The following is a 15,271-nucleotide window of genomic DNA, read 5'->3' on the forward strand; positions in this document are numbered from 1 at the left end:
GATCGGTCATATTTTGGGTAAAAAAAATTACACACTGTTTTCTTCAATCATTTTTTTCAGATTGCTTGCGATAACTTCCATTCTATCATTATTACCGGACATTCTTGCCATCAGGTGACCGCCTTCAAGCATTGCAAATAAAACCGTTGCAAAATCTGCCGGATTCCAGTCTGCCCTGAATTCTTTATTGGAAATTCCTTTTTCTATAATACCGGAAAGCAATTCCTGTCCCTGTTTAATGGCACGGTTTACCTTTTCCTTTACCACAGGATTGGTGTCATCAGCTTCTGTTCCGAAATTCAACAAAGGACAGCCTCCTGCAACCGGTGGATGGTTGGGATCACTAAAAAAATCAATATAAGCGAATAACTGCTCTTTAGAAGTTTTGTACGGGCTTAAAGCTCTCTGAAGTCTTTCCGTCAGCATTTTCATATTGTGCTCAACAGCTGCACAGGCAAGTACATCTTTATTCTCGAAATGAACATACATACTGCCCTTAGACAACTTGGTGGCCTCCATAATATCACTCATAGAAGTAGCCGCAATCCCTTTTGTATTAAAAATAGGAGCTGCTTTTTCTATAATGAACTGTCTGGTTTCTTCACCTTTGGCCATAATACTACCCAATAATGATGCAAATATATGACCGATTGGTCATAAAAGCAAAATTTATTTGATATTTTTTATAGGAAATACCAAAATAATCTTCTCCCTGGTCTGATAGATGTGAAATATACCATTGAATCCATTATCCGAATATGCTTAGTGCAACATCCTGTGATAGTATGATTTTGATGTGCTGTATTGATAGCCAATAAGTTTTTTAATCCTACATTTGCTGTGCTAAAAGGAATTATGAAGAAACTGGAGATTAAAAAAAATATTCAGAAACAGGAAGATAAAAATCTATCTTTTCGGGTTTTTGATTTGAATAAAGACCATTTGGCCCAATATGTAAAACCTCACAAAAAAGACCATTTCTGTATTTTTATTGTAGAACAGGGAAAGCTTCAGGTTTGTATTGAAGATAAAATGCATTGGATGAAAGCCGGGAAAATCTCGGTGATATTTCCGGAACAGGTACATTTTGTGGCAGATTGCAGCGAAGATCTCATCGGGAAGATTATTCTGTTTGAAGAAATACTGTTTTGTTCTGACATTCTGAAAAATGAACTGAGCACCTATAATGTTAATCTTTCTACACATCTCAACTGTACGGTGCTTTCGCAGGAAGACTTTGAACAAAGTTTACGCAATACTTCAATCATTCAAGACATTTACGAACAGCCAACCCTTATCAGGAAGGAACAGGCCAGATTTTATATTAAAATTGTTCTCCTTGGGCTTATTGAATCTATTCACGGGCTGCACCCCGTTTTGCATGAAAAAACTGCTGACCAGCCCATGTATGTAAGGTTTAAAAAGTTGTTGAATGAACATTACAAACAATACAGAACTGTTCAGTATTATGCAGAAGAATTGGCTATTACCACTAAAAAATTAAATTCTATCACCAAAAAACATTGTGGAGAGACAGCTATTCAGGCCATCCATAACCGTATTTTAACGGAAATTAAACGTCAGCTGATGTTTTCAGATCTTTCCCACAAGGAAATTGCTTTTGATCTGGGATTTAATTCTCCATCTGCTCTCAATAAGTTTGTCAAAGCAAAACTCAAAGAAACTCCCACCGAGCTTCAACAGGAACTGGCGCAAATGTATAACGCATAGTCTCGTTTGTATAACATGGCTTGTGAAGGCTTGTCTAATTTTGTATCATTAAAATCAGATAAGAAAAATGAGCAAATTATTTATTGCAGGCGAAGTCTTCCACGGTGCGGGAAGTCTTGATGAATTAAAAAATATCAAAGGAAAAAAAGCAGTTATTGTAACAGGAGGAAGTTCCATGAGAAAAAGCGGAACTCTTGACAAAGCGATAGCTTATCTTAATGAAGCCGGAATCGAAACACAGATTTTCGAAGGAGTAGAGGAAGACCCTTCATCAGCAACATGTCTTAAAGGCGCAGAAATCATGAATACCTTCCAGCCAGACTGGATTATCGGATTAGGAGGATGTTCCGCCATTGATGCTGCGAAAATTATGTGGGTGTTTTACGAATATCCTGACGTAGAGTTTGATGCTTTGATTAAACCTTTCACCGTTCCGGTTTTGAGAAATAAAGCTAAGTTTATTGCCATTCCTTCTACCAGTGGTACAGGAACTGAAACTACCGGACTGGCAGTGATTACCGATAGAGAGAAAGGGGTGAAATATCCTGTTGTTTCTTACGAACTGACACCGGATATTGCTATTATTGACGGCGAAATCTGCGCGTCAATGCCGGCTCATGTGACCTCTAATACAGGACTTGATGCACTGACACATTGTGTTGAAGCGTATGTTTCAAATATTGACAATAATATCGCAGATGCTTTATCTAAAGGTGGTTTGGAGATTGTTTTTGATAATCTTAAAGAAGCGGTAGAAAATCCCAATAATATCCAGGCCCGCCAGAATATGCATGATGCCTCATTTATGGCTGGTTTAGCCTTCAACAATGCATGGTTGGGTATCGTTCACTCTCTTTCTCACCAGGTAGGAGCATTGTATGGAATTCCTCACGGAGCTTCAAATGCTATTTTCCTTCCGAATGTTATCCGTTATAATGCTATGGCTACAGAACGTTATCCTGATCTGGCAAGAGTAATTGGGAAGGAAACTACCGAAGAACTGGCTCAGGCTATTGAGACTTTACGTTCTGAAGTCAACAATCAGTCAGCGATCAAAGATTTCGGAATCTCAAGGGAAGATTGGGATAAAAATCTTGATTATATTGCAGCCAACGCTTTAGCAGACCCTTGTACAGGTTTCAATCCGAGAGTGCCTGTTTTGGAAGAGTTGAAAGCAATTTACAATGCCTGTTATGAAGGTGTGGTATATGCAGAAAAAGTGGTTGCAGGCTAGTTTTTTGTAAATGATTACCTCATAATACAACAAAAAAGAGAACTCAGACGAGTTCTCTTTTTGCATTTATTTAACCATGATTTTAATGCTTTCCCTACGATCGTTTTCATAAAGAATACTGATCATGTAAACGCCTTTACTATAAGTTGAAAAATCTAATTGTATATCATAGACATGAAGGTTTTTCCGGTCAGAAAGCTTTCTTTGAGCCATATCATAAACCATAATGTCCTTTATTTTCTCTTTACTTTTGAGGTAACAGAAATCTTTCACAGGATTAGGGTAAAATGTAAGCTCAGGCTGTACCTTCATATCCGCAGTTCCCAGAATACAATCTGAAAAAAAAACTGAGTATTCCCGGTGATATGGATATTTATGTATGGTTTTCCCAATTAATGAAATAAAAAAGAGACTATTTCCTTTCGAAATAGTCCCTGTAGTAAAATTAATTCCCGATTAAAAACCAGTGGTTAATTTCTTATGGTGGAAATATGGATACACTGCAATCCGCTACAATCTTTAAGTTCAATGTTGGTGATCATTTCACTGTAGATCCGAGTAGTGGTGTCGTTAAATTGATATCCTTCTATAAACACAGGTCTGTCTTTAGGAAGATTGCTCTGCTCATTAATCATTTCCAGCGACAAACTATCAGGATAGCCTTCATTTTTTTTAAAAGTAATCTCTATTAAACCGTTGTCAGCCAGGTAGTCAAACTTCTTTAAACGAGAAGGCAGGCTTGCTTTGGTTTTAAAAACATTTAATTTTTCAATACTGCTTTTGTAAAGGTTAAACATGCTGGCAGTTCCAATAGCATCATTGTACACCGCAAATTGTATGGTGTTGCTTTTCTGGCCCCAAATTAATAATGAAGTAGTAATGAAGAGTAGAGATAGTAACTTTTTCATAACAAAAATAGAGGTTTAAATGTTGGATGTTTTACTTTGAAAGATTGGTGTTAGTTCCTGTTTTTTACTACGATCCATCCGGTATATTTTATTGGAGTTTGCGTTGTGTTGTTCTCATTCCAGCCCATTTCAAACCAGTAAGTTCCTGTAGGTTCTTTTTTACCGTCCATAGTTCCGTCCCATTTGAATCCGTTTGATTTACTTCCTACATGAATTCTGCTTCCATATCTGTCATAGATACCGAATGAGAAATTATTTTTATTTGCCAAAGCAGAATAATCAAGTACGTCATTGATTCCGTCACCATTAGGAGTGATGATGTTAATCAGATTAGGAACAGTAACTTCTATCTGCACAGGAACGCAGTTATACGAATCCCTTACATAGAAAGTATGGCTTCCGCGGGATATATTGGTAAATATGTTTTCACTCTGCCAGTTGATATTGTCCATAGAATATTGATAAGGTGCTGTTCCTGCAATTACATCTAAGGTAACCATATTATTGTTAATGGTAACATCTGAAATAACAGGGTTTTCAGAAGCATACACCTTCACAGTTTGTCTGGTGGTACATTCTCTGGTTTTCAGATCTACCCAGTAGGCCCCAACTCCTACATTCTTGATGGATTGCGTTGTCGCTCCTGTACTCCATTCGTAAGAAGTATAACCTGGTCCTGCATCTAATGTAGTTGTATTTTCCATACAGATGATTTTGTCCTTTAATGCTTCTGAGAAGCTAGGGGGAATAACTGTAAGGGTTACTTCTGCAATCTTATAACATCCGCTGGCATTGCTCACCTTAATATAAACAACGCCGTTCGGAGCAGTGTAATTGGCTGGATTCAGAATTTCGTTTGTCCCGTTATGCGCATCAGTGGGAGATGGATAGTACTGCTTGGTAATTCCTGGTTGTACATTAACGCCTGCCGATGTTAAATCAAATATCCCAAGCAACGGATCAGATGGCAGAAAACATGATCTTAAAGCTGCATCTTTTACGATTGGGCTTTCAGAAACTGTTAATGTTACAGTTACCCGTTCACAATCTGTAAAATCCGGGTCATTTCCGCAAAATTTATAAACAATAGTATCAGTACCCAGATAACCGAAGTTGGGAACATAATTAATCACTCCCGCTGCATCAATGGTAGCAGTACCGTTTGTTGGAGGGGTAATAATCGTTACTGTACTCGGAACATAAGTTTGGGTAGAATTGGTAAATTCCGGTACGATAGTAATGTTTCCTTCGCAAACAGTAATCGCCTTTGCAGATTCCTGAAGACATGTGTATACTTTATAGACAGGGGTAGTTGCCGGTGGACAAGTGCTTACTGCAATTTTCACTGTATAATTCCCTGCAGCCAGTGGAGTATGTGTATTGGTAGTGGCTCCGCTAATAGGATTTCCGTTGAGAAACCATTGGTAGGTGTCGTAGCTGTCATTTACTTCCAATACAATGCCCGGAATACAATCACCGGTTTTTTTTGAAATCAGTGGGATAGAAGAGAAGCCTGCAAAATAACCTCCATATCCGGATGTGCTGTAACCCCCGTTAATACCTGCTGTTACAGCTTTATCAGAAACCACGGTTACATTTCCGGTGATAGATGGGATGGCATATGTTACCCAGCTGCTGTTTCCTGTCAATGGGAAAGGTCCTTGTGCGGCGGTGGGAGTAATGCCGTTTACCATCACATTGGCTCCGGTTTCCGTTAAAATATTCAGTTTTACAATAGTTCCGGTTGGGACAGTGCTTGTTACTCCCTGTCCTGTTGGCATTTCATTGATCTTCCCGATTTCATCAATTTTTCGGGGTAAAAAACAGTTCAATGGCGGAATGTAGTTGAACCCACACGTTGCACTGCTGTTATTTACAGAAACCAACTGATATAAATAGACATTTTTTGAAGTCGTAATAAACATATTGAAGTGTCCGGAATTTCCCTGCTGTACATAGTTGCTTCCTGAAACTCTGTAAAATTCCCCACTGTTTATTGTAGCGACAGGAGTGTTGGAACCGTTGATAAATATTTGGGTATTGTTTTCAGTTCCTATGATGATACCACCTTCAAGATCCGGATTGGTAGATCTTGTTCTCACCATGGCAAAAGTACTCCCAAGTCTATCCGTAGGTACAGACTGATCAAGAACCGCATCAGATCCCATGCTGGTGTTGTCTCCAAAATTTCCATTGATATTTCCGTTGGTAAGGGTAATCGGCTTATCAGAAACAATTTTAGCTCCAATAAAAGCCGATATGTTTTGACCTCCTATTCCAGCACCTCCTGCGAAAATAAAAGACTGTCCTTTATTGAGAGTAATTGTTTGCGAATGGGTGGCAGGTGTTCCTCCAAAGAATGTTACATTTCCATTCCATGTAGCAGTGATAACTGTATTATTCTCTGTTGCCAATATGCCTGCTGAGAAGTTAAATATGTTAAGTGATGAGGTAGTAGGAGTTGCGGCTACAAAAAATTCTTTGCCGATCCCGGCTTTTCCTTTGCTTGTTATAATTTCAGCGTGTACAGTGCCGCTTACCATTCTTAATGAACAGTAAAATGGCTTGCTTCCATGTACATATAAACCTTTAGTGATAGTAGTGAATGCATTTGAAGCCACATTAGCTGCTATGATACTAGCCGGCACTACAAAGATCTGAGGAGACCCTTTACTGATGGTGACATTACCAATCGGGATGTTATTATTGTTAATTGTAACAACAAAAGGGGTTGCAGAATCGGTAGAAAGATAGAGTGCCTGCGTATAATTTACAGACCCGTAATAAGGTGCAAACCAATGGTCTGTATCTCTTTGTGCCGAAAGAGGTAGACCCAATATAAGGAACATTAAACAAAATATAAAACTTTTCATGCATTGTTAAATTTTCGTTCTAAAAATTACGAATTCTTTTTCAAAAAATGATTATGACTCCTTTATTAATTTTTTATGAATTGTAAAAAAAGTATTTATTGGATGATCAGAAAAAATAAGAAGGAATCTTAGAGGCAGATGAGTGATGTTGGATACTTTTGATACCGCATCGTTCACCTGTATGCCTGTTAATTGAATGTTTTTAATAGGTTAAGATTTATTTAATTTTTATACTTTTCTTATGGCAGTTTCCATTTTATTACTGAGTAAAAATAATTTAATAAAAATACAAATTGACTATACTTTCGTCTAGTTTTAAATCAAAGTTTAATGAATTAAATTAAATAAGACCTATGATAAAACACTTTCAGTAAAGAGAATACCTGATTTCATTTAAGGTTTTTTATTATTTAATTTCCAAATTAATTCTGTTTTTATGTGTATATGATACAGAAAAAATACTTTCAATGCTAAAAGCGCAATGGATTTCAGATTTAATTGGTTTTTTACTATTGAAACAATTGTTTTCTGAACTTAAGTTTAATTATAATTAAGTTTAGATAGGTTTTTTATTTAAACCAATTTGAATATGTTTGCAAAAAATAATCAATAGAAAAAATGGTTTTTCACGCCTATTAGCAAAAAACATGAGTGATAAAATAAAATCATTGGATGCCAGGAAGAATGCGTCGGGCTTATCAGTTTCTGAAAAAAGGGAAACACAGGACCACTATTATAATGTCCTTAAAGCAGTCTCGGGCAACAGTCAGGGGTCTATCTATATAGCAGATCTTAAAACAAAGAAATTAGAGTTTATTTCGGAAAACCCGCTTCTTTTATCAGGTCTGAATTCTACTGAAGTTGAAAAACTGGGATATAATTTTTTTCGGAAATATGCGAGGCTGGAAGATCTTGAAATTTTAAGAAAAGTAAATATTTACGGGCTTAAATTTTTTGAATGCCTTTCTCTGGAAGAGAAAAAAGCGCACACAATTACTTATGATTTTCATCTGAAACATATCAATAGTGTAGATGTACTTGTGAATCACAGGATCACACCTATTGAGATTGATAATCATGGTGAAATTTCAAAAGTAGTCTGTGTAGTATCTTATTCCCTGAATAGAAATGCGGGAAATATCAGGATTATATCCAATACTTCAGAAATCTACTGGAAATTTAACCTCTTAACCGAAAAATGGACAGAAGAATCTAAAGTTACACTAAAAATAAGGGAAATCGAAATAATACGGCTTTACCTTCAGGGATTAAAAATAGAAGAAATTGCAGAACAATTGTTTGTGTCACCAAGTACCATAAAGTTTCACAGGAGCAAATTGTTTGAAAGAATCGGAGTGAAGAATATCATCGAAGCAATATCCTATGTAATAACGAATAACTTGATTTAAACTGTACTTTTTTAAATACTTCCAGGCCGAAATCGCTGAGAATCCAAATAGAATGCTCAGTATAACGTATAGTTTTTAATTAAAAACCGTTTGCTTTCTGTGTATTGTTTTTCCGGGCATTCTCCCTCTGCACAATGGTAGAAGGAGAATGTCCGGAACAGCTTAATTAAGCTGATAATTTGTGATTACTAAACTCAGGATGAAATGAACATAATTCTGTTCTACCTCTTTTCTGTTAATCAGTTTGTTTTTGTATTCATAAGAGTTCAGGTCTCTGGATAATTTCTGATACGTTTCAAAATCATCACCCTTTATCTTTACTCTTATATTACCATCTTTTCTGTTGATAATGACATTATCTAAAGTTCTTACTTTAAATAAAACCTCGCATAATGTAGGACGAGCCTTCATTGACCCGATATATCTTTCAACTATATTAATCTTGAACGAATCAAATATGATATTATTAAAAACGATTTTAGAATTAGGCTCCTGAGTGTTGAGTTCAAGTTTATAGTTCATTACTTTATAAATTTTGGCAAATATAAGTTTAATTATGCCAAAAAACAGACTGTTTTAATAGATCATTCCCATATTAATGATTGAATTTTATTCTGCAAACTCAAAATCATATGAAAATGTGAATATTAGAGGCTTGTAAATAAGGGAAAAACAAATGTACTCTCAACTTTTTATTTCCTTTTATTTTTTTCATAATAGGCATTTGCGTAATTTTATTCTCTGTATAACAAAATTCATATTAATACCAATATAATGGAAAGATATAGTTATGGAATGGTTGGCCTTGGAGTAATGGGGCGAAATCTGCTTTATAATATCGCTGACAACGGGTTTTTAATCGCAGGATTCGACCTTGATCAGGAAAAAGTGAAAGAATTAGAAGGCGGAGCTGCTTCAGAAATGAAGGTGAAAGGTACAGGCTCTTTAGAAGATTTCGTATCCGCACTGGAAGTTCCAAGAAAAATTATTCTTATGGTTCCTGCAGGAAAACCTGTAGATGCTGTGCTGGAAAATATTACCCCACTTTTAAGCGAAGGCGATATCGTGATTGATGCAGGAAATTCTTATTTTGAAGATACCAACAGACGTGTTGCTGATCTGGCATCCAAAAAACTCCATTTTATGGGAATGGGAGTGTCAGGAGGTGAAAAAGGAGCCAGAACAGGTCCAAGTATAATGCCGGGAGGTGATCTGGAAGCGTTCAAACTTCTGAAACCAATGCTGGAAGCCATTGCTGCAAAAGTAGACAACGAAGCATGTACAGCATACATGGGAAAAGGATCTGCCGGGAACTATGTGAAAATGGTACACAACGGTATTGAATATGCTATTATGCAGCTTATCAGTGAAGCTTATGATCTTCTTAAAAGAGGAGCGGGTTTAAATAATGAACAGCTCTATCAGGTTTTCAAAGAATGGAATAATGGAGAAATGAACTCTTTCCTTATTGAAATTACCAGAGATATCTTTACTCAGAAGGATTCATTAACAGATGGTTACCTTGTAGATCATATTTTAGATAAAGCAGGAGCGAAAGGAACAGGGAAATGGACTTCTGAGCAGGCTATGGAAATAGGAGTTTCTATTCCTACCATTGATATTGCTGTAACTTCAAGAATTTTATCTGCTTATAAAAACGAAAGAATTCAGGCTTCAAAAATCTACACGGAAAGCGAAATTATAAAGCCGGAAAATACAGAATTGTTCATCAGGGAAGTGGGCGACGCTCTTTTCCTTTCTACCTTAATCAGCTATGCACAAGGTTTATCTTTACTGGTAAAAGCATCTGAAGAATATGGTTTTGAAATTCCATTGAAAGATGTTGTGAAAATCTGGAGAGGAGGATGTATTATCCGTTCTGTATTGCTGGAAAAATTCTATTCAGCGTATACCGAAAACCCTAATCTTTCTAATATTCTACTTGATCACGATATTTCTGAACTGGTAAAATCAAAAATCAAAGCCTTAAGAAAAACAGCCGGATATGCCGTTACTAACGGAATTTCAAGTTTGGGAATCCAGACTGCTTTAGGATATTTTGATGCTTATACCACAGAATCTCTTCCTGTGAATCTGATCCAGGCTCAACGTGATTATTTCGGAGCTCACACGTATCAGCGTATTGACAGAGAAGGAGTTTTTCATACTTCTTGGCAGAGTGCAAACAATTAAAAATTCGGAAGAAATGAATCAAAATAGAATCTTGCAGCCAACAACTATCGTTATTTTTGGTGCTACAGGAGATCTGGCAAAAAGAAAACTTTTTCCGGCATTTTATAACTTATATATCGATGGCAGAATGCCCAAAGGCTTCAATATTGTAGCATTGGGAAGGGCAGAAAATACCAACGAAAATTTCAGAAATTATATCAAAGAAAACCTCGAGAGCTTTTCCAGAAAAAAAGTGACTTCTGAAGACTGGGCAGGATTTCAGGCTCATATTACTTACTTCCAGCATCAATTGGATGAAGAAAGTTCTTATCAGAATTTACAGCAAAAATTGCAGGATTTTGACTCCGTGTATGGAATAAGAGCGAACAGATTGTTTTACCTATCGATCGGACCCAATTTTATTGCCACGATATCCAATCATATCAAAACGACTTCATTAGCTTCTGATCCGAAAAAAGACCGTATTATTATTGAAAAACCTTTTGGTCATAATAAACAGTCAGCGATAGAACTGAACAGTCTTTTGGCTAAAACTTTTGAAGAAGAACAGATCTATCGTATTGATCATTATCTTGGGAAAGAAACGGTGCAGAATATATTGGCATTCAGGTTTGGAAATTCAATTTTTGAACCTTTATGGGATCATAAATATATTGAATCGGTACAGATTACCGTTGCGGAAGAAGTTGGGGTAGAGACTAGAGGCGCTTTTTATGAACAGACAGGAGCATTAAGGGATATGATTCAGAATCACCTGTTGCAGATCCTTTGTATGGTGGCTATGGAACCACCGGCTTCATTGCAGTCTGGTGAAATCAGAGACCGGAAAGTAGATGTTCTGAAATCAATCCGTAGAATATCTTCCGATCAGGTTGATCATTATGCGGTAAGAGGACAATATGGAAAAGGAACTATCAATGGAGTGGAAGTGAAAGGCTACCGCCAGGAAGACGGAATTGCTTCAGATTCCAATACGGAAACTTTTGCTGCAATCAAGTTCTATCTGGATAACGAAAGATGGCAGGATGTTCCTTTCTATGTGCGTACCGGAAAGAAAATGAAAGAAAAGCATTCTTACATTACCATCCAGTTTAAACCACTTCCTCACTCAACCTTCTCAGACAGTCCACATCTTTTATCAGCCAACAGGTTGATTATTAATATTCAGCCGATGATGGATATCAGATTACAGTTCATGACCAAAAAACCGGGGCTGACACTTGATCTGAAGCCAGCAGAAATGATTTTTGATAATTTTGCCTGTCAGGAAGATACTCCGGAAGCTTATGAAACCCTGCTGCAGGATGCTCTTTTAGGGGATCTGACTTTATTTATGCGTTCCGATCAGGTGGAAGAAGCCTGGGATGTGGTTACCACCATACAGGAAGCCTGGGAAAATAATAAAGACCTTTCTTTCCCGAATTACAAAGCAGGAAGCTGGGGACCGGAAGACGTTAATGCTTTGGTAGAAAGACAAGGGCACAGCTGGGTATAAAACAATATAATTTTAAACAAACAGACAATGAATATTACAGTATTTGACGATCTGGAAAAACTGTACACAAAGGCAGCAGACACATTTGTTGACCTTTCAAAAAAATCTATTCTGAAAAATGGCCGTTTTGTGGTTGCATTAAGTGGAGGTTCTTCTCCCAAAGCCATTTTCAAGCTTTTGGCAACACCGGAATATAAAGAACAGATTGACTGGAGCAAAGTCTACTTTTTTTGGGTAGATGAGAGATGGGTTCCGTTGAACGATGATAAAAGCAACTTCCGAATGACAGATGAAGCACTTCTCAATCACGTTCCGGTACCTGAAAACCACGTCTTTCCCATGTATGCTGACGGAATAAGTCCTGAGGATTATGCTAAAGCGTATGAACAGCAGATCAGAACTGTTCTTGGTGACGAAGGTATTTTTGATTTTATCCTGCTTGGAATGGGAGATGATGGTCATACAGCTTCATTATTTCCTGGGGAAGAAGTTTTAAATGAAAAAGAAAAATGGGTTTCTGCCTATTATCTTAAGCCTCAGGAAATGTTCAGAATTACGTTAACTGCACCTATTATCAATAATGCCGGTCATATTCTCGCTATTGCATTTGGTGAATCCAAAAAACATGCGCTGAATGAAGTTCTGAATGGTGAATATAATCCTTCATTATATCCAATGCAGCTTATTGAGAAGAAGGAGGGCTTTCAGTTTTTTACAGACGAAAAAGCCAGAGGTTAATATACTTCAATCTTAAAAAATAAGAGACTGTCCTTGGGCAGTCTCTCTTCATATCAACTATTCTATTACCGGATTCCCGGTAAATACAATTTTCTGTAGATTACATCGAAAATAAGATCTGCTAAATGAAAACAGCATCATTAGAGAATTCATGACGCTGCTGCATTTAGTGTTTTTACCTTAGTTGCTTTTTGTTCGAAACTTTTAATTTTTCCAACTCAAATAGTGTTTCTATGTAAAATGGTTATTAGTTTGAAGCAAATATACAAAATAAGACACTACGTAGTGTCTAATTTTTTAAAAAAATGAAAAATATTTTGATCAGCAATTTGGAACCTCAAGAAAACCCTTTCGCATACAGCATTATAAGAGAATAATAAAATTGTAAAAAGTAGATTGAGGTATGTAAAAAACGACAGCATGATAGGCGACCGCTAAAAATATCATCATTACTAAAAGCAACACCATTACATCCGTAATGATGCTGCTGAAGTAATGTTTTACCTCAGTATTGAATAGTAAATATTTATACTGAGGGAACTAACGGTGCAATCTGATCTCACTCAACCTCACAACTCTGATTGTCTGTTTATATAAAATGGTTATTAGTTTCTGCAAATATATAAATTTAGACACTAAAAAGTGTCTAAAATGAAAAAAAATTCATAAACTTGTACGATTGAAAGTTTACCATGGAAAGAAAGTCTGTAGCAGGAAGTATCCGGAACAAGGAACGCAGTAAAAAAAAATTTTTGGACGCGGTTGGAAAAATACTGAGAACAAAAGGATATACTGCCTTGAAAGTGAATAGTATTGCTGCTACAGCCGGAGTTGATAAGAAAATGATTTATTCGTATTTCGGGGGAATAGACGGTTTGATTGATGAGTATATCCGCACACAGGATTACTGGAGCAAAGTAACGATTGAAGAAATTGAAAAAATAAAACCCAAACTGGATGATGGAGGGAGATCTTTCATGGAAGGAATGCTTTTATCCCAATTTGACTATGTTTACTCCAGCAAAGAAGCACAAAAACTGCTTCTTTGGCGCTTATCAGAACCTCGTAAATCTTTAAAAAAACTTACAGAAACCCAGGAAGAAAACGGAGAATATATTTTCAAACTTTTGATGGATTCCCATTTTAAAGAGAATGCTGAACAGGTACGCTCTATTATGGCGATTATGGTTTCAGGGCTTTATTATCTGAACATGTATGCTGCCGTAAATGGAAGTATTTTCTGCGGAATAGATGTTGACAGCCCTAAAGGACGTGATAAAATCAAGAAAGCAATTTCTTTCATGTTGCACCATACCTACGAAAACCTGTAAATCCTTATTTTTGAAAATTGAATTTCAATACAAAAAACAAAACCATTAGAAATCTAATGGTCTGTCTATAAGTTGTGTTTCTTCCTTAGTTGTTTCGTATTCGAAATTGTCTTAAAGTAAGGGAACTCAATAATACAATTTGGATTGTCTTATTTTTCAACCTAATAGTGTTTTAAAATATATAGTTGGTTTTAGTTTGTACAAATATATAAAATAAGACACTGTAAAGTGTTTAAAATAATAAAATTTTTCTTGTTTTTGTTTAATATTTTGAAATTCAGTGTATTAAATTTTGCAATAAGTGTAAAAATTTCTCTTTATCAATACCGATTGATCAGTTAAATTCATAGAAAAGAGAAGAAGATGTCTTTACCAATGACGGTGCTTCTCAGTGTAAAAGTAAAACTGATAAAAAAAATCTGTAGAAAAGTATTTTATTAAATATCAAACCATTTTTTTAAATAAAAACAGCACCATTATACAAAAATGATGCTGGTAGTTGTGTTTTTACCTCAGTCGTTGATGTTCGAAATATTTTAAACTGAGGGAACTAACGATACAATCTGAATAGTTTTTAATTTTTCAACTTCAATCGTGTTTTATATTGAGAATGGTTTTAGTTTGTGCAAAGATATACAAATAGATCAAATTAGACACTGTATGGTGTCTAAAATAATAAAAAAATTTCTTAAACTTGTATATTGAATGATTAGTCATGGAAAGAAAGTCAGCATCAGGTAGTATTAGGAATAAAGAACGCAGCAAAAAAAAGTTTTTGGATGCCGTTGGAAAAATACTGAAAACGAAGGGACATGCAGGGTTGAAGATTAATGATATCGCTGCTACTGCCGGGGTAGATAAGAAAATGATCTACACCTATTTTGGAGGAATGGATGGTCTCATGGACGAATATGTTCGTACACAGGATGTCTGGGTAAAAGTAACCAGCGAGGAAGTGGAAAAGATGAAGCCTAATCTTGAAGATGGAGGCAGAGAATTTATAGAGCATATGCTTCTTTCACAATTTGACTACGTATATGCCAATAAAGAAGCTCAAAAACTATTGTTGTGGACTATTTCTGAACCCCGGAAATCATTAAAAAAACTGATTGACACTCAGGAAGAAAATGGAGAATATATCTTCAAATTATTGATGGAATCCCGCTTCAAAGATAAAATGGATACTTACCGTTCTATTATGGCCATCATGGTTTCAGGACTATACTACCTCAATATGTTTTCTTCTCTGAACGGCAGTATATTCTGTGGTATAGATACCAATACTCCTGAAGGACGGGAAAAAATCAAAAAGGCAATATCTTTCATGGTAGAACAGACCCACGACAATCTTTAATCTAT

General features: G+C 36.1%; 13 protein-coding genes. 8 read left to right on the plus strand and 5 right to left on the minus strand.

What is annotated here, in order from left to right:
• Positions 1–27: 27 nt before the first annotated feature.
• Positions 28–615 carry a TetR/AcrR family transcriptional regulator gene (locus RAH34_RS05805; RefSeq protein ID WP_306595479.1) on the minus strand — a complete coding sequence of 196 codons (588 nt, stop codon included), beginning with the start codon at positions 613–615 and terminating at the stop codon, positions 28–30.
• A 240-nt stretch (positions 616–855) separates the two neighbouring features.
• Here RAH34_RS05805 and RAH34_RS05810 point away from each other — a divergent pair, with 240 nt between their 5' ends.
• Together RAH34_RS05810 and RAH34_RS05815 are read left to right on the plus strand one after the other, a co-directional pair.
• Positions 856–1,731: a helix-turn-helix domain-containing protein gene (locus tag RAH34_RS05810; RefSeq protein ID WP_306595480.1), complete on the plus strand. Its 876-nt coding sequence runs from the start codon at positions 856–858 to the stop codon at positions 1,729–1,731.
• 67 nt (positions 1,732–1,798) lie between these two features.
• The gene (locus tag RAH34_RS05815) at positions 1,799–2,965 is read left to right on the plus strand and encodes an iron-containing alcohol dehydrogenase (protein WP_306595481.1); all 1,167 of its coding nucleotides are present in this window, start codon (positions 1,799–1,801) and stop codon (positions 2,963–2,965) included.
• 66 nt (positions 2,966–3,031) lie between these two features.
• Here the strand turns inward: RAH34_RS05815 and RAH34_RS05820 are convergent, their stop codons facing one another.
• The 3 genes from RAH34_RS05820 to RAH34_RS05830 form a co-directional block, all read right to left on the minus strand.
• Positions 3,032–3,277, minus strand: a complete 246-nt coding sequence (locus RAH34_RS05820) for a T9SS type A sorting domain-containing protein (RefSeq protein WP_114822629.1) — start codon at positions 3,275–3,277, stop codon at positions 3,032–3,034.
• 158 nt (positions 3,278–3,435) lie between these two features.
• Entirely contained in the window at positions 3,436–3,873 is a 438-nt protein-coding gene (locus RAH34_RS05825; RefSeq protein ID WP_162800986.1) for a hypothetical protein, read from the minus strand.
• A 50-nt stretch (positions 3,874–3,923) separates the two neighbouring features.
• The gene (locus tag RAH34_RS05830; protein WP_306595482.1) at positions 3,924–6,722 is read right to left on the minus strand and encodes a T9SS type B sorting domain-containing protein; all 2,799 of its coding nucleotides are present in this window, start codon (positions 6,720–6,722) and stop codon (positions 3,924–3,926) included.
• A 671-nt stretch (positions 6,723–7,393) separates the two neighbouring features.
• On the opposite strand from RAH34_RS05830, the gene RAH34_RS05835 reads away from it, so the two are divergent.
• Positions 7,394–8,155 (plus strand): response regulator transcription factor, encoded by a 762-nt coding sequence (locus RAH34_RS05835; RefSeq protein WP_306595483.1) that lies wholly within the window; start codon positions 7,394–7,396, stop codon positions 8,153–8,155.
• 162 nt (positions 8,156–8,317) lie between these two features.
• On the opposite strand, the gene RAH34_RS05840 is transcribed toward RAH34_RS05835, so the two are convergent.
• A complete protein-coding gene (locus RAH34_RS05840) occupies positions 8,318–8,677 on the minus strand; it encodes a hypothetical protein (protein ID WP_034696561.1) in 360 nt (119 codons plus the stop codon).
• 252 nt (positions 8,678–8,929) lie between these two features.
• Here RAH34_RS05840 and gndA point away from each other — a divergent pair, with 252 nt between their 5' ends.
• The 5 genes from gndA (at position 8,930) to RAH34_RS05865 (ending at position 15,266) form a co-directional block, all read left to right on the plus strand.
• Positions 8,930–10,348 (plus strand): NADP-dependent phosphogluconate dehydrogenase, encoded by a 1,419-nt coding sequence (gene gndA / locus RAH34_RS05845; RefSeq protein WP_306595484.1) that lies wholly within the window; start codon positions 8,930–8,932, stop codon positions 10,346–10,348.
• Between the two features lie 13 nt (positions 10,349–10,361).
• Positions 10,362–11,843: a glucose-6-phosphate dehydrogenase gene (zwf, locus tag RAH34_RS05850; protein WP_114822638.1), complete on the plus strand. Its 1,482-nt coding sequence runs from the start codon at positions 10,362–10,364 to the stop codon at positions 11,841–11,843.
• A gap of 27 nt (positions 11,844–11,870) precedes the next feature.
• Complete coding sequence (gene pgl, locus RAH34_RS05855) at positions 11,871–12,581, plus strand: 6-phosphogluconolactonase (protein WP_114822634.1); 711 nt, start codon at positions 11,871–11,873, stop codon at positions 12,579–12,581.
• Positions 12,582–13,273: 692 nt separating this feature from the next.
• The gene (locus RAH34_RS05860; protein WP_114822635.1) at positions 13,274–13,912 is read left to right on the plus strand and encodes a TetR/AcrR family transcriptional regulator; all 639 of its coding nucleotides are present in this window, start codon (positions 13,274–13,276) and stop codon (positions 13,910–13,912) included.
• 715 nt (positions 13,913–14,627) lie between these two features.
• Positions 14,628–15,266 (plus strand): TetR/AcrR family transcriptional regulator, encoded by a 639-nt coding sequence (locus RAH34_RS05865; RefSeq protein ID WP_306595485.1) that lies wholly within the window; start codon positions 14,628–14,630, stop codon positions 15,264–15,266.
• The last annotated feature ends 5 nt before the right edge of the window (positions 15,267–15,271 follow it).

This window comes from Chryseobacterium sp. WLY505, assembly GCF_030846215.1.
Lineage (GTDB): Bacteria > Bacteroidota > Bacteroidia > Flavobacteriales > Weeksellaceae > Chryseobacterium.